At 67.2% G+C, this 17,412-nt stretch carries 16 protein-coding genes; 5 read left to right on the forward strand and 11 right to left on the reverse strand.

Annotated elements, in window-relative coordinates; all coding sequences use genetic code 11:
* Window positions 1-35 precede the first annotated feature (35 nt).
* Window positions 36-1,274: a bifunctional glutamate N-acetyltransferase/amino-acid acetyltransferase ArgJ gene (gene argJ / locus P7F68_RS01315; protein WP_277830024.1), complete on the reverse strand. Its 1,239-nt coding sequence runs from the start codon at window positions 1,272-1,274 to the stop codon at window positions 36-38.
* 18 nt (window positions 1,275-1,292) lie between these two features.
* A complete protein-coding gene (gene secA, locus P7F68_RS01320; protein WP_002942796.1) occupies window positions 1,293-4,028 on the reverse strand; it encodes a preprotein translocase subunit SecA in 2,736 nt (911 codons plus the stop codon).
* Between the two features lie 87 nt (window positions 4,029-4,115).
* Between secA and P7F68_RS01325 the strand changes: the two genes are divergently transcribed.
* Window positions 4,116-4,547 carry a DciA family protein gene (locus P7F68_RS01325; protein WP_002932256.1) on the forward strand — a complete coding sequence of 144 codons (432 nt, stop codon included), beginning with the start codon at window positions 4,116-4,118 and terminating at the stop codon, window positions 4,545-4,547.
* Window positions 4,548-4,583: 36 nt separating this feature from the next.
* Here P7F68_RS01325 and P7F68_RS01330 read toward each other — a convergent pair whose 3' ends face one another.
* The 4 genes from P7F68_RS01330 to P7F68_RS01345 all read right to left on the reverse strand — a co-directional run bounded on the left by P7F68_RS01330 (window position 4,584) and on the right by P7F68_RS01345 (window position 7,654).
* Window positions 4,584-4,772 (reverse strand): hypothetical protein, encoded by a 189-nt coding sequence (locus tag P7F68_RS01330; protein WP_002942795.1) that lies wholly within the window; start codon window positions 4,770-4,772, stop codon window positions 4,584-4,586.
* A gap of 27 nt (window positions 4,773-4,799) precedes the next feature.
* Window positions 4,800-5,726, reverse strand: a complete 927-nt coding sequence (lpxC, locus tag P7F68_RS01335) for a UDP-3-O-acyl-N-acetylglucosamine deacetylase (protein ID WP_002932254.1) — start codon at window positions 5,724-5,726, stop codon at window positions 4,800-4,802.
* Window positions 5,727-5,867: 141 nt separating this feature from the next.
* Window positions 5,868-6,755 carry an NAD(P)-dependent oxidoreductase gene (locus tag P7F68_RS01340; RefSeq protein WP_002942792.1) on the reverse strand — a complete coding sequence of 296 codons (888 nt, stop codon included), beginning with the start codon at window positions 6,753-6,755 and terminating at the stop codon, window positions 5,868-5,870.
* A gap of 17 nt (window positions 6,756-6,772) precedes the next feature.
* Window positions 6,773-7,654 (reverse strand): NAD(P)-dependent oxidoreductase, encoded by an 882-nt coding sequence (locus P7F68_RS01345; protein ID WP_277830037.1) that lies wholly within the window; start codon window positions 7,652-7,654, stop codon window positions 6,773-6,775.
* Window positions 7,655-7,775: 121 nt separating this feature from the next.
* Here P7F68_RS01345 and ybiB point away from each other — a divergent pair, with 121 nt between their 5' ends.
* A complete protein-coding gene (ybiB, locus tag P7F68_RS01350; RefSeq protein ID WP_277830040.1) occupies window positions 7,776-8,690 on the forward strand; it encodes a DNA-binding protein YbiB in 915 nt (304 codons plus the stop codon).
* A gap of 48 nt (window positions 8,691-8,738) precedes the next feature.
* Window positions 8,739-9,104: a PilZ domain-containing protein gene (locus P7F68_RS01355; protein WP_002932243.1), complete on the forward strand. Its 366-nt coding sequence runs from the start codon at window positions 8,739-8,741 to the stop codon at window positions 9,102-9,104.
* Window positions 9,105-9,117: 13 nt separating this feature from the next.
* On the opposite strand, the gene P7F68_RS01360 is transcribed toward P7F68_RS01355, so the two are convergent.
* The gene (locus P7F68_RS01360) at window positions 9,118-10,002 is read right to left on the reverse strand and encodes a pirin family protein (protein WP_277830043.1); all 885 of its coding nucleotides are present in this window, start codon (window positions 10,000-10,002) and stop codon (window positions 9,118-9,120) included.
* 71 nt (window positions 10,003-10,073) lie between these two features.
* Window positions 10,074-10,673, reverse strand: a complete 600-nt coding sequence (locus P7F68_RS01365; protein WP_002942788.1) for an FMN-dependent NADH-azoreductase — start codon at window positions 10,671-10,673, stop codon at window positions 10,074-10,076.
* Window positions 10,674-10,787: 114 nt separating this feature from the next.
* Here P7F68_RS01365 and P7F68_RS01370 point away from each other — a divergent pair, with 114 nt between their 5' ends.
* Both P7F68_RS01370 and P7F68_RS01375 read left to right on the forward strand, forming a co-directional pair.
* Window positions 10,788-11,732: a LysR family transcriptional regulator gene (locus P7F68_RS01370; RefSeq protein WP_002942780.1), complete on the forward strand. Its 945-nt coding sequence runs from the start codon at window positions 10,788-10,790 to the stop codon at window positions 11,730-11,732.
* Window positions 11,733-11,768: 36 nt separating this feature from the next.
* Window positions 11,769-12,284, forward strand: a complete 516-nt coding sequence (locus P7F68_RS01375) for a disulfide bond formation protein B (RefSeq protein ID WP_002942778.1) — start codon at window positions 11,769-11,771, stop codon at window positions 12,282-12,284.
* A gap of 27 nt (window positions 12,285-12,311) precedes the next feature.
* On the opposite strand, the gene P7F68_RS01380 is transcribed toward P7F68_RS01375, so the two are convergent.
* From P7F68_RS01380 to P7F68_RS01390, 3 genes are all read right to left on the reverse strand, one after another.
* The gene (locus tag P7F68_RS01380) at window positions 12,312-12,632 is read right to left on the reverse strand and encodes a PilZ domain-containing protein (protein WP_232431652.1); all 321 of its coding nucleotides are present in this window, start codon (window positions 12,630-12,632) and stop codon (window positions 12,312-12,314) included.
* 162 nt (window positions 12,633-12,794) lie between these two features.
* On the reverse strand, window positions 12,795-16,067 hold the full coding sequence (locus P7F68_RS01385) for an efflux RND transporter permease subunit (protein ID WP_277830056.1): 3,273 nt from the start codon (window positions 16,065-16,067) through the stop codon (window positions 12,795-12,797).
* A gap of 10 nt (window positions 16,068-16,077) precedes the next feature.
* A complete protein-coding gene (locus P7F68_RS01390) occupies window positions 16,078-17,145 on the reverse strand; it encodes an efflux RND transporter periplasmic adaptor subunit (protein WP_277830058.1) in 1,068 nt (355 codons plus the stop codon).
* Window positions 17,146-17,412: the final 267 nt, after the last annotated feature.

Below are 17,412 nucleotides of genomic sequence, written 5' to 3' on the forward strand. Positions count from 1 at the left end.
GCGCACACACGCGGGTCGGGGCACGCAGCAGGGATTCAGCTCCGGTAGTCCGCGTTTATCTTGACATAGTCATAGGAAAAATCGCAGGTCCACACCGTGGCCGCTGCGCTGCCACGCGCGAGATCGATGCGGATCGTCAGTTCGGCGTGCTTCATGATCCGCGAGCCGGCCTCCTCGACGTAGCTGGCTGCGCGCCCACCGTGTTCGGCGACCAGCACGGCCTCGTCGGGGTTGCCCAGCCACACGCGCAACTTCGACACATCGAGATCGTCAATGCCGGCGTAGCCGATAGCTGCCAGGATACGGCCGAGGTTGGGGTCGGAGGCGAAGAAAGCGGTCTTGACCAGGGGTGAATGCGCGACCGCATAGGCGACCTTGCGGCACTCGTCGCGATCCGCACCGCCCTCGACTGCAATGCTCATGAATTTGGTCGCACCCTCGCCGTCACGCACGATGGCCTGGGCGAGCGCGATCGACACGTCGATGATCGCGGCACGCAGGGCCGCGAACTCGGCACTCGCAGCATCGACGACCTCATCGTTACCGGCGGCACCGGTAGCGACGAGCACGAAGGAGTCGTTGGTGGACGTGTCGCCATCGACGGTGATGCTGTTGAAGGACAGGTCGGCGGCCTCCCTGACCAGAGCGTCGAGCAGCGGCTGAGAAACAGCCGCGTCGCAGGCCAGGAAGCCAAGCATGGTCGCCATGTTGGGCCGGATCATGCCCGCGCCCTTGCTGATGCCTGTGAGGGTCACGGTCTTGCCACCGAGCTGCACCTGCCGCGACACCGCCTTGGCGAGCGTGTCCGTCGTCATGATGGCGTGCGCGGCATCGAACCAGCCGTCCGCGCGCAGGTCGGCGAGCGCCTTGGGCAGACCGGCGACCAGGCGGTCCATCGGCAGCGGCTCGAGAATCACGCCCGTGGAGAAAGGCAGCACCTGACTGGCGTCGATACCCATCTCCGCAGCCAGCGCAGCGCAGGTGGCCTGGGCATTGGCGACGCCGGATTCGCCGGTACCGGCATTGGCCACCCCGGTGTTGATCACCAAGGCACGGACGGCTCCGCCAGGCAGATGCGCCTTGCAGACCTGGACCGGCGCAGCGCAGAAGCGGTTGCGGGTGAACACGCCCGCGGCACGGCTGCCAGGGGCGAGCTCGATCACCGTCAGGTCACGACGGTTGGCCTTGCGAATGCCGGCCTCGGCGACGCCCAGGCGCACGCCCTGGACGGGCAGGAGTTCGGCACGGTTCGGGGTGGCGAGATTGACGGCCATGCGTGTCTCCGGTGCAGATCAGTTGAGTTTGCCGTGGCAGTGCTTGTACTTCTTGCCCGAGCCGCAGGGGCAGGGGTCGTTGCGCCCGACCTTGGGCGCGGCATTGACCTGCGGCTGCGCGCCGCCCTGCCCCGCCTCGGTGTTGCCAAGCGCCTCGTCGTAATCGGCGTGCTGGTACTTCACGTTCTCGACCTGTTGCGGCGGCTCGGCCTGTTCGAGCTGAGATTCGGTGCGGATCTGCACCGTCATCAGGATCTTGGTGACGTCGGCACGTACGGTGTCGAGCAGCCCCTCGAACAGCTCGAAGGACTCGCGCTTGTACTCCTGCTTGGGGTTTTTCTGCGCATAGCCGCGCAGGTGGATACCCTGGCGCAGGTGGTCAAGCGCCGCCAGATGCTCGCGCCAGTGGGTATCCAGGCTCTGCAGCATGACGTTGCGCTCGAACTGGTGCCACGCCGCCGGATCGACGACCGCGGTCTTGGCCGCATAGGCCTCCTCGCCCGCCTGCACGATACGTTCGAGGATGGCCTCGTCGTCCAGGCTGGGCTCGGCCTTCACCCACTCGCCCACCGGCAGCTTGAGCTGGCACTCGGCGAGCAGGGCCTGCTCCAGCGCCGGGATCTCCCACTGCTCCTCGACGCTCTCGGCCGGCACATAGCGACGGAAGATGTCGTGCAGCACGCCTTGTCGCATGGCGCGGATGGTGTCGGAGATGTCCTCGCTCTCGAGCAGTTCGTTGCGCTGCTGATAGACCACCTTGCGCTGGTCGTTGGAAACGTCGTCGTATTCGAGCAGCTGCTTGCGGATATCGAAGTTGCGCTGCTCGACCTTGCGCTGCGCGGACTCGAGCGAGCGCGTGACCATCGCGTGCTCGATCGCCTCACCCTCGGGCATCTTCAGGCGCACCATGATGGCGTTGAGGCGCTCGCCGGCGAAGATCTTCATCAGCGGATCTTCAAGCGACAGGTAGAAGCGGCTCGAGCCAGGATCGCCCTGGCGGCCGGAGCGGCCACGCAGCTGGTTGTCGATGCGGCGCGACTCGTGGCGCTCGGTGCCGATGATGTGCAGGCCGCCGGCGGCGAGCACCTGCTCATGCACCTTGGCCCACTCGGCACGCAGGGCACTGACGCGGGCCTCGAGCTCATCGGGCGGGACACTCGAGTCCTCGCGCAGCGCGGCCACCGGCTTCTCGATGTTGCCGCCGAGCACGATGTCGGTGCCGCGGCCCGCCATGTTGGTGGCGATCGTGACCACGCCGGGACGACCGGCCTGGGAGACGATCTGCGCCTCGCTATCGTGCTGCTTGGCGTTGAGCAGCTGGTGATCGATCTTCGCCTTCTTGAGCAGACCGGAGAGGAACTCGTTGGTCTCGATCGAGGTGGTACCGACCAACACCGGCTGGCCACGCTCGACGCAGCCGCGGATGTCCTCGATCACCGCATCCCACTTCTCCTTCGCGGTGCGATAGACCTTGTCGTTCTCGTCCTTGCGCTGCATCGGCCGGTTGGTCGGAATGACCACGGTCTCGAGGCTGTAGATGGAGTGGAACTCGAAGGCTTCGGTGTCGGCCGTACCGGTCATGCCGGCGAGCTTGCCGTACATGCGGAAGTAGTTCTGGAAGGTGATCGAGGCCAGCGTCTGGTTCTCGGCCTGGATGCGCACGCCCTCCTTGGCCTCGACCGCCTGGTGCAGGCCGTCCGACCAGCGCCGGCCCGGCATCAGGCGGCCGGTGAACTCGTCGACGATGACCACCTCGCCGTTCTGCACCACGTACTGCTGGTCCTTGTGGTACAGCGCATGTGCGCGCAGCGCAGCATAGAGATGGTGCACCAGCAGGATGTTGGCGGGGTCGTAAAGCCCACCACCCTCGGCGAGCAGGCCCATGCGCACGAGGATCTGCTCGGCGGTCTCGTGGCCTTGCTCGGTGAGCAGCACCTGGTGGGCCTTGAGGTCGACCGTGTAGTCGCCGGCCTCGATGACCTCGTCCTTGTCGTTGAGGCCACCCTCCTGCTTCTTCAGCAGCGGCGCGACCTGGTTCATCTTGAGGTAGAGCTCGGTGTGATCCTCGGCCTGGCCGGAGATGATCAGCGGGGTGCGCGCTTCGTCGATCAGGATGGAGTCCACCTCATCGACGATGGCGAAGTTCAGACCGCGCTGCACGCGCTCGCCGAGCGAATACACCATGTTGTCGCGCAGGTAGTCGAAGCCGAACTCGTTGTTGGTGCCGTAGGTGATGTCGGCAGCGTAGGCGGCCTGCTTCTGGTCGTGCGACATGCGTGACATGTTGCAGCCGGTGGTGAGCCCGAGGAAACCGTAGATCCGCCCCATCCACTCGGCGTCGCGGCTGGCCAGGTAGTCATTCACCGTGATGACGTGCACGCCCTTGCCCGACAGCGCATTGAGGTAGGCCGGCAGGGTCGCGACCAGGGTCTTGCCCTCGCCGGTGCGCATCTCGGCGATCTTGCCGTTGTGCAGCACCATGCCGCCGACGAGCTGGACGTCGAAGTGGCGCATGCCATGCACGCGCTTGCCGGCCTCGCGCACCACCGCGAAGGCCTCGGGCAGCAGGGCATCGAGCGTTTCGCCGTTGGCCACGCGCTGCTTGAACTCCGCGGTCTTGCCCCGCAAGGCCTCATCGGACAGCGCGGAGATCTCTGGCTCGAGTGCGTTGATCCTGCGCACGGTCTGAAAGTACTGGCGGACGAGGCGGTCGTTGCGACTACCGAAGATTTTCTTGAGCAGGCCGGAGATCATGTTTGGGGGTCGACGTCAATTCGGCAAAGGCGGCAGTTTATCATGTCGGACTCGATCACCTGATGACGCTTGTCGAGCCCGCGCACGATGTCCCAACTGCTGCACCGCTTCCTCGGCCAGGGCGACGCCCTCGCCCGCCTGCAGGACCATGCCGCCCGCCTGCGCCGCCTGCAGGGGGCGCTCGAACGCGGCCTGCCGCCTCAGCTTGTCGGCCAATGCCAGGTGGCGAACCTGAAGGACGGCACGCTCACGGTCAGCGCGCGCGGCGGCGCGGCGGCCGTGCGCCTGCGGCAGATGCTGCCCAGCCTCGTCGAGCACCTGGTCCGAGCAGGACATGCGGTGCAGGCCATCAAGGTCAAGGTGGGTACGCCGGAGCAGGTGCAATGGCGCCCGCCACCTGCCGAGCGCCACCTGTCGAACGACGCGAAGGACAATCTGAGCAAGTTCGCGCAAAGCCTGCCGCCCGATTCGCCGCTGCGCGAATCGCTCGAGCGCCTGGTGCGCCGCAGCCGCCAGTAGACGAGCGCCGCGGGCCGCAGCGCCGCGACGACAGGATCAGACCATCGGCGCGAGCACGCGCTCGATCGCGAACAGGGCGAAGAAGACGAATATCACCACGACCGCAGCGCGAAAGGATTTCCACGCCCAGGCCTTGTAGCGCGGATTGCCGGTAAGCTGCCACAGAATCACCGAGCCGCCGATCGCCAGCACGGCGAGCAGCAGCAGCAGGCGCATGATCAGCATGGGGTCGCGACCTTCATCTGCGGACGCTCAGGCGAAAGCCTGCGCCAACGGCGCAAACTGGTGGGAGACGGCGGCCGGTGTGCTCGCATCCTTCTCGAAGGTGACGATCTCCCAGGCCTCCTGATCTTCGAGCAGCACGCGCAGGATCTGGTTGTTGAGCGCATGGCCGGCCTTGTGCGCCGAGTAGGCGGCCAGCAGCGGATGGCCGCACAGGTAGAGATCACCGATCGCGTCGAGCACCTTGTGCTTGACGAATTCGTCCGCGTAGCGCAGCCCCTCGGCGTTGAGCACGCGATACTCATCCATGACGATCGCGTTTTCCAGACTGCCGCCCAGCGCCAGGCCATTGGCGCGCATGAACTCGACATCCTGCATGAAGCCGAAGGTGCGCGCGCGCGCGACGTCGCGCACGTAGGACTGCTCGGCGAAGTCGACCTTCACGCGAGTGGAGGTGCTGTCGATGGCCGGGTGGTTGAACACGATCGAGAACGACAGGCTGAAGCCGTCATACGGCTCGAGCCTGACCCATTTGTCGCCTTCGACATATTCGACCGCCTTCTTGACGCGCATGAACTTCTTGGGCGCCTTCTGCTCCTCGATGCCCGCCGACTGCAACAGAAAGACGAAGGGCGCCGAACTGCCGTCGAGGATCGGGATCTCGGGCGCATCGACGTCGACATGCAGGTTGTCGACACCCAGGCCGGCGAGCGCCGACATCAGGTGCTCGACCGTACCGACCTTGTGGCCACCCTGCTCCAGGCCCGAGCACATGCGGGTGTCGCACACCGCATACGGGTCGGCCGGCAGCGTGAGCGGCGGCTCGAGATCCACGCGATGAAACACGATGCCCGTGTCGGGCGCCGCCGGGCGCAGGGTCAGGTTCACCTTGCGTCCGCCGTGCAGGCCGACACCCGTGGCCTTGACGATGGATTTGAGGGTACGTTGCCTGATCATGTCTATTGTCCTTTTTGATCAGGCATTTTAGCACGCACCCCCGTGACGCCCTGGCTATCGCGGTCATGCAGACAGGCTGTTGCGCAAGCAGATGTTGCAGCGCAACCACGCCTGCACAAGGCCTCGGCCGCGACTCGGAACTCAAGTCCGCAATCGGCCCTGAGCCTGCGTGGCCTCCAGCACCCGCAGCAGGCTGGAGATGTCGTCGCGCCCCATCCCCTGCGCCATCAGCGCGTTGAGTTGCTGCCAGACCTGAGCCGCGATCGGCAGCGGCACAGCTGCCGTCGCTGCCTCGTTCATCAGGATGCCGAAGTCCTTATGGTGGAGCCGTGCCTCGATCCCGGCCGAAAAGTCCCGGCGCACCATCTTGTCGCCCATGATCTCCAGCATGCGTGAGGACGCCGAGCCCCCCAACAGCGCCGTGCGCACCGCCGCCAGATCGACGCCGTGGGCTGCAGCCAGGCGCATGGCCTCGGCGCAGGCCTGGACGACTGACACCATGATCATCTGGTTGCAGGCCTTGGCCACCTGGCCGGCGCCCGGCGGACCGATGTGCACGATGCGCTTGCCAAGCACCTCGAGCAGCGGACGTACGCGCTCCAGCACCTCGGGATGGGCGCCGGCCATGATCGCCAGCGTTGCATCGCGCGCGCCCTGGGGCCCACCGGAGACGGGCGCATCCACCCAGTCGACGCCCTGGCGCGCGTAGCGCTCGGCCAGGCGACGCGCCGTATCAGGGGCGATGGTGCTCATGTCGAGATGGATGGCGCCTTTGGCAAAACCCTCGGCGAGTCCGTCCCCGCCGAAGGCGAGCGCCTCCACGTCCGCGCTCGCGGTGACGATGGTCACCACCACCTCGCTGCGTGCCGCCAGTTCGGCCGGGGTGGCACACAAGGGCACCCCCTCGGCGACCAGGCCAGCCGCGGACTCCGGCCGCCGCGCCCACACCGCAAGGGGGTGCCCGGCAGCGCGCAAATGGCGTGCCATCGACTCGCCCATTGCGCCCAGGCCGATGAAACCGATCCTCATGCCCATGCCCTCCTGTTTCACTCGGCCGCAGCGCCGCTCATGCGCTCGAGCAGCTTGAGCACGGCAACCGAATCGTCCTCGCCCAGGCCGCTGCCGACCATGGCATTGAACAGCTGCGTCGTCGCCGCAGCCGATGGCAGGGCGAGCCCGAGCCGGTGCGCCTCCTCCATGACGATGCGCATGTCCTTCTGGTGCATCCAGGCCTTGAAGCCAGGTTTGAAGTTGCGCTCCAGCATGCGCTGACCGTGGTTCTCCAGGATGCGCGAATACGCGAAGCCGCCCAGCAAAGCCTCGCGCACGCGCCCAGCGTCGACCCCACTGCGCGCGGCGAAATTGAGCGCTTCGGCCACTGCCGCCACACCGACGCCGGTAAGGATCTGATTGCAGGCCTTGGCGACCTGGCCGGCACCGGCGTCACCGATGCGGGTGATCGAGCGCCCCATGGCCTCGAGCAGGGGCAGCACGCGCGCAAAGGCATCGGCATCACCGCCGGCCATGATGGTGAGCGAGCCAGCAATGGCGCCGACCTCTCCTCCCGACACCGGCGCATCGAGCGCCGTCACGCCGCGCGCCGCCAGACGCGCTGCGATCGACTGCGCTGCGGCCGGTGCGATGGTACTCATGTCGATATGAATGTGACCCGCCCCTGCCGCCTCGGCCACGCCTGCCGGGCCGAGCGTCACCTGCTCCACGTCGGGCGCATCGGCCACCATGCTGATCGTCACTGCCGCCCGTCTGGCGACATCGGCCGCGCTCTCGCAATCACCCGCGCCAGCCGCCAGCAGCGGCTCCATCGACGCGCGACGGCGGCTCCAGACATGCACGCGATGACCTGCCTTGATCAGGTTGAGCGCCATGGGCCGGCCCATCAGGCCGAGTCCGATGAATCCAACTTCCATTCGATAGATCTCCGTGGGGGATAGGTTCGGCACGGCATGCACCGGAAGCCGAGCGAGGCCTGCACGCGCACACCGCCGTTGCCGCTGGCAGGGCGGCAGGAAGCCCGCCATAATCCGGGCCATGAACTACGGCGCAATCATCAAGGAAATCGGGCGGGGCGCCAAGGGCGCACGCGACCTCGACACGGACACGGCGGCCGCGCTGTTCGGCGACATGCTCGACGGTCGCATTCCCGAACTCGAGCTCGGCGCCATCCTGATCGCCTTCCGCATCAAGAGCGAGGCCCTGCCCGAACTGCTCGGCTTCAAGCAGGCGATGGACGCGCGCAGCGCCCAGGTCCAGGTACCGGCGGGCCCCCGCTGCGTCGTCCTGCCGACCTACAACGGCGCACGCCGCCAGGCCAATCTGATGCCGCTGGTGGCGATGCTGCTGGCACGTGAGGGCGTTCCGGTGCTGATCCAGGGTCGTCACGACTTCGACACCCGGGTCAGCCCGTTCGAGTTGCTTGACGAGCTCGACCTGCGCCCGGCGGCCGACACCGCCGAAGCCGCAGCGCAGCTCGCGGACCGCCGCCTGGCGTGCATCAGCCTCCAGCGCCTGCTGCCGGGTCTCGACCCCCTGCTTGCCCTGCGTACCCGCATGGGCGTGCGCGCCAGCGGCCACACCATGGCCAAGCTGATCGACCCCTGCCGCGGACGCAGCGTGCGCGTGGTGGCGGTCACCCACCCCGAGTACCTCGAGCGCATGGATGCCTTCCTGCGCCTGGACGGTGGGCGCTCGATGCTGCTACGTGGCACCGAGGGCGAGATCTACGCCAATCCTCGCCGCTGCCCGGAAATGAAAGCCTACGTCGACGGTGAGACGCGGCTGGCCGTCGCGGGCGAAGAAGGCGGCGCCCCACCGCTGCCCGGGCTGCCAGACCTGCCAGGCGTCACCGACAACGCAGCACTCATCCGCGCCATGCTCGCGGGCGACGCCCCCATACCCGCCCCGATCACCGCGCAGGTCGCGGCGCTGAGAGCGCTCGCGCACTGAACACCGCGCGGGCGCAACACACAAGCCAACCCAAGGACTGATCGCGACATGGACACGCCCGAGCACAGACACTTCGCCCGCATCGGCTTTCATCACGGAGCCCGCTTCAGCGTCGCCGGACACACCGAGGCCTGCGAGATCCTCGACCTTTCACTCAAGGGCGCACTGCTGCAGTTGCAGGACGGAGCGGCGATCACTTCTGGCGCCAGCTGCAGCCTCGAGCTCGTGCTCGATGACGGCGAGGCCGTGGTGCGCATGGACGGCCATGTGGCGCACTGCAGCGCGGGCCGGATAGGGCTCGCATGCACTGCAATCGACCTCGACAGCATCACCCACCTGCGCCGCCTGATCGAACTCAACCAGGGCGACGCCACACTGCTCGAGCGCGAACTCGCCGCCCTGCTGCCGCACTGAACACGCCTGTCGATCAGGCCGCAAACCGGCCCGCACGGTAATCGGCGACCGCCTGATAGATCTCCTGCTCGGTGTTCATCACGAACGGGCCATACTGGGCAATCGGCTCGCCCAGGGGGCGGCCGGCAACGAGCAGCACACGTGCATCGGCCCTGGCCTCCAGCCGCACACCATCGCTGGCAGCCTCATTGGCAAGGATGGCCATGGTGTGCTCGGGCACCACCTGCCCCGCAACCGTCAACTGACCCTGATAGGCGTAGATGAAGGCGTTGTGCTCCACCGCCAGCGGCTGCTCGAACTGCGCCCCCGCAGGCAGGTGAATGTCCAGATAGAGCGGCGCCGTGGCGGTGCGCGTCACTGCACCGCCCACGCCATGGCTCTCGCCCGCGATCACGGTGACCTCGACCCCGGCTGCGGTGCGCACGCGTGGCAGCTCGTGGGCAGCGAAATCCCGGTACCAAGGTGCGCTCATCTTGTCGCTCGCCGGCAGGTTCAACCACAGCTGGAAGCCCGCCATCAGTCCGTCTTCCTGTTGCGGAATCTCCGAGTGGATCACCCCCCGGCCAGCCGTCATCCACTGCACGCCACCGCTTTCCAGCAAGCCCTCGTTCCCGGCGCTATCGCGATGCAGCAGACGGCCGGCGATCATGTAGGTCACCGTCTCGAAGCCGCGGTGTGGATGATCGGGGAAGCCGGCGATGTAATCCTCGGCCCGATCGCTGCCGAAGGCATCGAGCATCAGGAAAGGATCGAGACGGCGCTGCAGGGACTGTGTCAGCACGCGCGTCAGCTTCACGCCTGCACCATCGGAGGTCGGTACGCCGGTAACCAGACGTTCGACCGTGCGCGGCTGCACCACCGTAACCACAGGACTGGCACCTGCTGTCGTTGCACTCATGTCTGCTCTCCTCATGTCTGTCCTACCGCTGGCAATGCTGCGGCGGACGGGTCCGCCGCAGTTGCCGAAACTCACCCCAAGGCGACGGCGATATCCGCCTCAGCCTCGGCAAAGCCCTGCCGGGCCGACTCGTCACCCATGTTCAGCCCTTCCGCATACACGAAGCGCACATCGGTCATCCCCAGGAAAGCAAACACCGTCTGCAGGAAGGGCGTCTGGGTGTCGGCCGGCGTACCGCGGTAGCGGCCACCGCGAGCGAAGGCGACGATCACCTTCTTGCCCTTGAGCAGGCCCTCGGGCCCACGCTCGGTATAGCGGAAGGTGACACCGGCGCGAGCGATCGCGTCGATCCAGTTCTTGAGCTGAGTCGAGATGCCAAAGTTGTACATCGGTACGCCGATCACGATCACGTCGGCAGCCTGCACCTCGGCAATCAAGGCGTCGCTCTCGGCCACGCGGACCGCCTGTTCCGGCGTACGCTGGTCGGCGGGGGTGAACAGCGCACCGAGCGCCCCTTCATCGATCACCGGGGCAGGATCGCGCGCCAGGTCACGCAGCACGATCAGCGCCTCGGGGTGGGTCGACTTCAGACGGGCAACGATGTCGCTGGCGACACGGGTGGAGTTGGCGCCTTCAGTGCGGGCACTGCCGTTGATCTGCAGAATGTTCATGTTCTCTCTCCTTGGGACGCTTGGGGTCAGGGTCTTGTTGCAACACGGTGATGAGAGTCTAATCGTGCCTATTTAATTGATTAACCCCCCATTTAGAGCAACATTGTCTCAAAATTGGAACAATACGACCCCGCCGACCTGCTGATCTTCGCCCGCGTGGCAGAGGGTGGCAGCTTCACCGCCGCTGCCGACCGCCTCGGCCTGCCCAAGTCCACGGTCTCGCGCCGCATCTCCATGCTCGAGGAGCAGCTAGGGGAACGGCTGCTGCTGCGCACGACCCGACGCCTGACTGTCACCGAGTTCGGCGAGGCACTGCTCGAGCATGCACGCCAGGTCGCAAGCGAGATTGACGCTGTAAAGGCCCTCGCAGAAAGCCGCCAGGCCCGCCCCAGCGGACGCTTGCGCGTGTCGATGCCGAGCGACTTCGCCAACCTCCTGCTCACCGACGCCCTGGCCGCCTTCTGCGCCCTGCACCCCGCGGTGGCGCTGGAACTGGACCTGTCGCCACGGCGGGTCGACCTGCTCGGCGAGAACTTCGACATCGCCATCCGCATGGGCGAACTACCCGACGACACCGTGCTCGCCGCGCGCCGCCTGGCCGTGTTCCCTGCCGGACTTTATGCTGCCCCCGCATACCTCGCCGAGCATGGCGAACCCGAGCGCCCTGACGCACTCAACCAGCACCGCGCGCTGCGGCTGCTCGGACGCGGAGGCGCCCCATTAGGCTGGACGCTGATGCGGGGCGAGGAACGCTGGCAAGGCACGCCACCCGGCAGCATCACTGCAAACTCACCCGAGCTACTGATCCGGCTGGCCCGCGGCGGCGCAGGCATTACCGCGGTACCGGACTACTTCGCAGCCCCCTACGTGCGCCGCGGGGAACTGCGCCGGGTGCTCGCGGCGTGGTGCCTGCCCACCCACACGGCGTGGGCGGTGTTCCCGGGAAGACGGCTGATGCCGGCCAAGACACGCGCTTTTCTGGACATGCTGCAGGCTGCACTGGGCACGGGGACCGCGGCGGGAACCGAAACCGCGACACCACGCTCCGAGGACGCATGACCTACAATGGGCGCCCGCCCAGGAAACCGATACCCGATGTCCCTGATCCACACCCTGCTGCACCTGCCGGCGCGCGTGCTCTACCTCGCCCTGTTCGCCACCGCCATCGGCCTGCTTGGCTTCGGACTCTACCTGCAGCACGTAGGGGGGCTGGAACCCTGCCCGATGTGCATCATGCAGCGTTATGCCTTCCTGGGCGTGGCACTCGTTGCTCTGGTCGGCGGCCTGCACGGCCCGGGCCGTAGCGGCAGCCGCGTGTACGCGGCGCTGATCGCCGTGGGCGCGCTTGGCGGCGGCGGCATCGCCGCGCGCCAGAGCTGGATGCAGCTCTTTCCGCCTGAGATCCCGGAGTGTGGCCCAGGATTGGAATTCATGCTGGAGAGCTTCCCTCTGGGCGAGGCCCTGCCAATGATCTTCCGTGGCGCGGGCGACTGCGTCGCCATCGACTGGACCTTCCTCGGACTGTCGATCGCCAACTGGTCGCTGGTAACCTTCACCGCCACCTTCGCCTTTGCGCTGTGGATGCTGGTCCGCCGGGAGGCGGCACGCTGAGACAGGCCGCGCCGATGGGGCGCGCGCTCAGTCGACCACGCGCACGATCTGGCCGCCGATCTCGTAGCGGCCATCACCGAGCGCATTGCAGCGCGTAACCTCGAGCTTGGTGATCAACGGCGGGCGGTCCGGTGTCGGCGAACCAAGCGGCCCCAGCACGGCAACGTCGATGACCTCGTTGCGCCCCGGCACATAGGCCGCATGCAGCGTCATGCCTCCCACCCCGATCTCGATGCAGGTCGCGTCTACCCGTTCGCCGTTACGCAACGCGATGTAGGCGGGGCACCCCAGCGGCAAGCGCCGATTGAGGCGTCGATCCTGGTGCGGCGGTACGTCATTCGTGGCCATATGCATCCCGGAGCTGATGAGCATCGCGTGATTCTAGCGCTTGCCGCTGCCACAGGTGTCTTCCCCGCTCGAAGCATCAGCGGTCCGGCGTGCACAAGCGCACGGCGCCGGGCACAGGGACGTGAGCCCCGTCATCCTGTCCAGCAGCGTGCGCCCTTCAGATCAGGCCTGACTCGGCAGATCCTGCAAGCGGCCGATGCGACTGCGCATGGCCGCGTAGTACAGCACCGGGATCACCACCAGGGTGAGCACGGTGGACACCAGGATGCCGAAGATCAGGCTGATCGCGAGGCCATTGAAGATCGGGTCGTCGAGGATGAACACCGCGCCGATCATCGCCGCCAACGCAGTGAGTCCGATCGGCTTGGCACGTACCGCCGCGGCACGGATCACTGCCTCGCCGAGTTCCATGCCCGCGGCAACTTGCTGGTTGACGAAGTCCACCAGCAGGATGGAGTTGCGCACGATGATGCCAGCGAGCGCGATCATGCCGATCATCGAGGTCGCGGTGAACTGGGCGCCGAACAGCGCATGCCCGGGCATCACGCCGATGATGGTGAGCGGGATCGGCGCCATGATGATGAGTGGCACCAGATAGCTCCTGAACTGCGCCACCACCAGCAGGTAGATCAGCACCAGGCCGACCGCGTGGGCCGCCCCCATGTCGCGGAAGGTCTCGTAGGTGATCTGCCACTCGCCGTCCCACTTGAGCTGGTATCCGGCATAGGGGTCGTCGGGCTGGCTGATGAACCACTCGCCGAGCGTGCCGTACAGGCCCGGCGCACCCTCGAGCGCCATGCCATTGACACGTGTACGGATGTCGAACATGCCGTACAGCGGCGAATCGAGCTTGCCGCCCATGTCACCGGTCACATACACCACCGGCAGCAGGTCCTTGCGGTACAGGATCTGCTCGCGCCGGGTTTCGGCAACCTGCACCAGCTCGGACACCTTGACCAGCTGGCCGGCGTTGTCGCCCTGGCGCGCGCGCACCTGCATCGCCAGCAGGCTGGCGAGCTCGGACTGCTCCACCGCCGGCAGCTGGACGCGCACCGGGATCTCGTACTTGTTGTCGCCGCCATGTACCGGAGTGACGTTCTCGCCGGCGAGGCCGAGGCGCACCACCTCGACGATGTCGGCCTGGGCCACGCCCATGCGCGCGGCCTTGGCCTGATCCACGCGCAGCACCAGCTTGGGCGCATCCTCGTCCACCGTGTCGTCCACGCCGACGATGTCGGGCGTGGCCTCGAAGGCCGCGCGCACCCGGCGCGCCACCTCCAGCTGCCCGGCGTAGTCCGGACCGTAGATCTCGGCGACGATCGGCGACAGCACCGGCGGCCCGGGCGGCACCTCCACCACCTTGGCGTTGCCGCCGTTGCGGGTCGCAATCGTGCTGACCGCGTCGCGCACCGCGACCGCGATCTCGTGGCTCTGGCGCGAGCGCGCAGACTTGTCGACCAGGTTGACCTGGATGTCACCCTGCTCCGGGGCGCTGCGCAGGTAGTACTGGCGCACCAGGCCGTTGAAGTTGATCGGCGCGGCGGTGCCGGCGTAGGACTGCCAGTCGGTGACCTCGGGCACGGTAGCCAGATGCGCGCCGATCTCGTTGAGCACGCGCGCAGTATCCTCCACCGGCGTACCCACCGGCATGTCGAGCACCACCTGGAACTCGCTCTTGTTGTCGAAGGGCAGCATCTTCATCACCACCAGCTGCACCACCGGCAGCGCCACCGAGGCACCGATCAGCGCCAGCACTGCGAGCCACAGCAGCAGGCGGTTGCGCGCGCCACGGCGGGCGTCGAGCAAGGGCGTCATGAGACGACGGAACAGGCCATCGAGCCGCTTCGTCATGCGATCCTCGCCCCCGTGCTGGTGCGCATCGACGTTCTTCAGCATCTTCTGCGCCAGCCAGGGCGTGACCACGAAGGCCACCACCAGCGAGATGAACATGCCCATCGAGGCATTGATCGGGATCGGGCTCATGTAGGGCCCCATGAGGCCGCTGACGAAGGCCATCGGCAGCAGCGCCGCGATCACGGTGAAAGTGGCGAGGATGGTGGGGCCGCCGACCTCGTCCACCGCCTTGGGGATCAGCTTCCACAGCGGCGTGTCGGGCTCGAGCGTATGCCAGCGATGGATGTTCTCGACCACCACGATGGCGTCATCGACCAGAATGCCGATCGAAAAAATGAGCGCGAACAGCGACACCCGGTTGAGGGTGAAGCCCCAGGCCCAGGACGCGAACAAGGTGGCGGCCAGGGTAAGCGTGACCGCGATGCCGACGATGAGCGCCTCGCGCCGACCGAGCGCGAAGAAGACCAGCGCCACCACCGCGGCGGTCGCGAAGGCGAGCTTGCCGATGAGTTGGGCAGCCTTGTCATTGGCCGTCTTGCCGTAGTCGCGGGTGACGGTGACCTCGACCCCATCGGGGATCAGGCTGCCGCGCAGATTGTCCAGTCGCTGCATGGCCGCGCGGGCGACGTCGGCGGCGTTGGCGCCAGGCTTCTTCGACAACGCCAGGGTGACCGCGGGGAACATGCCCTGCTGCTCGATGCCGCGCTGCTGCGCAGCCGCGCCGGTGCCGAACCACACGTACTGCGCGGGCTGATCGGGCCCATCGATGACGTCGGCGACATCGCGCAGGAAGACCGGGCGCTGGTCGTGCACGCCAACCACCAGGCTGCGTACGTCTTCGGCCGACTCCAGATAGGTGCCCGTCTGAACCAGCACCTCCTGGTTGCCGGCCACCAGGCTGCCTGCGGGCTGCGAGGCGTTGGCCAGCTGCAGGGCGGCGCGCAGGTCCTGCGCAGTGACACCGTGCGCGTTCATGCGCACGGTGTCCATGTTCACCCGGATGACATGACCGGGGCCACCAATAGTGAGCACGTCGCGGGTGCCGGGGATACGCTTCAACTCGGTCTCGATCGCACGCGAAACCTGTTGCAGCTCGAAGCCGGCGCGCTCGCCATCCGCGGTCCACAGCGTGAAGCTGACGATGGGCACGTCGTCGATGCCCTTGGGCTTGATCAGCGGCGTGCCGACGCCAAGCTGCGGCGACAGCCAGTCGGCGTGCGAGTGCACGGTGTCGTAAAGGCGCACGAGCGCGGTCTGGTTGGGCACGCCGACCTCGAACTGCACGGTGACCACCGCCAGGCCCGGCCGCGACACGGTATACACGTGCTCGACCCCGGCGATCCGCGACAGCACCTGCTCGGCAGGACGCGCGACAAGGGCTTCGACGTCGCGCGCAGAAGCCCCCGGAAACGGCACCAGCACATTAGCCATGGTGACGTCGATCTGCGGCTCTTCCTCCTTCGGTGTGACCAGGGTGGCAAAGATGCCGGCGAGCAGCAGCACCAAGGCCAGCAGCGGCGTGATGGCATTGCGCTGAAAGCCGGCCGCGATGCGGCCAGCGATGCCGAGAGGCGTATCCATGATCACCTCCTCAGCGTGCAGGCGCAGCTGCGCGCGCCCGGAGGCCAGCCTGTACTGGATCGAGGGCGAGCGTCTCGTCACCCTTGAGGCCGGCCAGCACCTCTACCGCCTCGCTGCCGTTCACACCCCGCCCGAGGCGGACCTGGCGTAGCGCGAAGCCGCCTGCTCCGTCAGCGACATACACCGCTGTCAACTCGCCACGGCGCAGGATGGCCGCACGCGGCACAACCACCACGGAAGCCTCTGCCGTGCCCGCCCCCACGAAATGCACGCGCGCGAAGCTGCCCGGCATCAATCCGTCTGTGCCTGCGGGTAACTCGACGCGGACACGCACCGTGTGCGTGCGCGCATCCGCCGCCGGCAGCAAGGTGACCGCCTCGGCATCGACGACGCGGCCGCCATCCCCGAGCGTCACGCGCGCGCGCACAGCCCCGTCACCGAGCGCGGCCAGGCGCTGCGGCGCCACATCGGTGACGGCACGCATGCGTGCCGGGTCGTGAAGGGTGAATAGCGCGCGTCCGGGCTGGGCCATCTCGCCGGTCTCGATATGGCGCACCGACACCACGCCGTCGAGCGGCGCCACGATCTCGAACTGACTTTTTACGGTGGCAGCCTGTTCGCGCTGGGCGCGGGCAGCCTTGACGGCCGCCTCGGCAGCCTCGAGGCGGGTACGCGCGGCATCGAGCGCGGACGCGCTGAGGAACTGGCGCTCGACGAGGCCGCGTGCACGGGCAAGTTCGCTACGGGCATTGCCCATTTCGGCCTCGGCCTGCCCCACCCCGGCCTGCGCAGCCGCAAGCGCAGCCGCCGCCTCGGCCGCATCGATGCGGGCCAGCACCTGGCCGCGGCGGACACGGTCGCCGGTGTCGACGGCGAGTGCAAGGACCCGCCCCTGCACCTGCGCAGCAACGGTGACTTGATGGACAGCCTCTATGCTGGCCTCGCTGACGAAGCCAAGATCCTGTGCCTGCGCGCCGATCCGCACGGTCGGCACGTCGGCAGTGGCTGCGCCCGGCACTGAAAGAGCACACGCGACCAGTACGGCGCGTACAAGAGGGGGGAGCATGATCATCTTCATGTCTATAAGTATATTCTTATAGACATGAGCGTCAAGCCATCCGCCACGACGCGCGTGCATGAACCTCTTCCCGCGCGGACAACCAGCATGTGAACGACGAAAAGCTCGCGGCTGGCGCCGCTCCTGCCTTGGTCCCAAGCGCTGCAGACCCGCCGTAGGAGCGGCGCCAGCCGCGAGCTCGTGAAGGCGATCATGCCGCTGCATCCGCAAGATCGCTCGCTTGATGCGATGGCCTTGCAGCAGGCCATGCGCACGCTGAAGCGTGCG

The organism is Thauera mechernichensis (assembly GCF_029588855.1).
Taxonomy (GTDB): Bacteria; Pseudomonadota; Gammaproteobacteria; order Burkholderiales; family Rhodocyclaceae; genus Thauera; species Thauera mechernichensis.

Bases quoted from the DNA above. Each gene is read 5' to 3' on its own strand.
- argJ (WP_277830024.1), bottom strand. From the start codon at position 1,274: ATGGCCGTCAATCTCGCCACCCCGAACCGTGCCGAACTCCTGCCCGTC.
- P7F68_RS01385 (WP_277830056.1), bottom strand. From the start codon at position 16,067: ATGGATACGCCTCTCGGCATCGCTGGCCGCATCGCGGCCGGCTTTCAG.
- P7F68_RS01325 (WP_002932256.1), top strand. From the start codon at position 4,116: ATGTCCCAACTGCTGCACCGCTTCCTCGGCCAGGGCGACGCCCTCGCC.
- P7F68_RS01365 (WP_002942788.1), bottom strand. From the start codon at position 10,673: ATGAACATTCTGCAGATCAACGGCAGTGCCCGCACTGAAGGCGCCAAC.
- P7F68_RS01345 (WP_277830037.1), bottom strand. From the start codon at position 7,654: ATGGAAGTTGGATTCATCGGACTCGGCCTGATGGGCCGGCCCATGGCG.
- ybiB (WP_277830040.1), top strand. From the start codon at position 7,776: ATGAACTACGGCGCAATCATCAAGGAAATCGGGCGGGGCGCCAAGGGC.
- P7F68_RS01340 (WP_002942792.1), bottom strand. From the start codon at position 6,755: ATGAGGATCGGTTTCATCGGCCTGGGCGCAATGGGCGAGTCGATGGCA.
- P7F68_RS01380 (WP_232431652.1), bottom strand. From the start codon at position 12,632: ATGGCCACGAATGACGTACCGCCGCACCAGGATCGACGCCTCAATCGG.
- lpxC (WP_002932254.1), bottom strand. From the start codon at position 5,726: ATGATCAGGCAACGTACCCTCAAATCCATCGTCAAGGCCACGGGTGTC.
- P7F68_RS01360 (WP_277830043.1), bottom strand. From the start codon at position 10,002: ATGAGTGCAACGACAGCAGGTGCCAGTCCTGTGGTTACGGTGGTGCAG.
- P7F68_RS01375 (WP_002942778.1), top strand. From the start codon at position 11,769: ATGTCCCTGATCCACACCCTGCTGCACCTGCCGGCGCGCGTGCTCTAC.
- secA (WP_002942796.1), bottom strand. From the start codon at position 4,028: ATGATCTCCGGCCTGCTCAAGAAAATCTTCGGTAGTCGCAACGACCGC.
- P7F68_RS01330 (WP_002942795.1), bottom strand. From the start codon at position 4,772: ATGCTGATCATGCGCCTGCTGCTGCTGCTCGCCGTGCTGGCGATCGGC.
- P7F68_RS01355 (WP_002932243.1), top strand. From the start codon at position 8,739: ATGGACACGCCCGAGCACAGACACTTCGCCCGCATCGGCTTTCATCAC.
- P7F68_RS01390 (WP_277830058.1), bottom strand. From the start codon at position 17,145: ATGAAGATGATCATGCTCCCCCCTCTTGTACGCGCCGTACTGGTCGCG.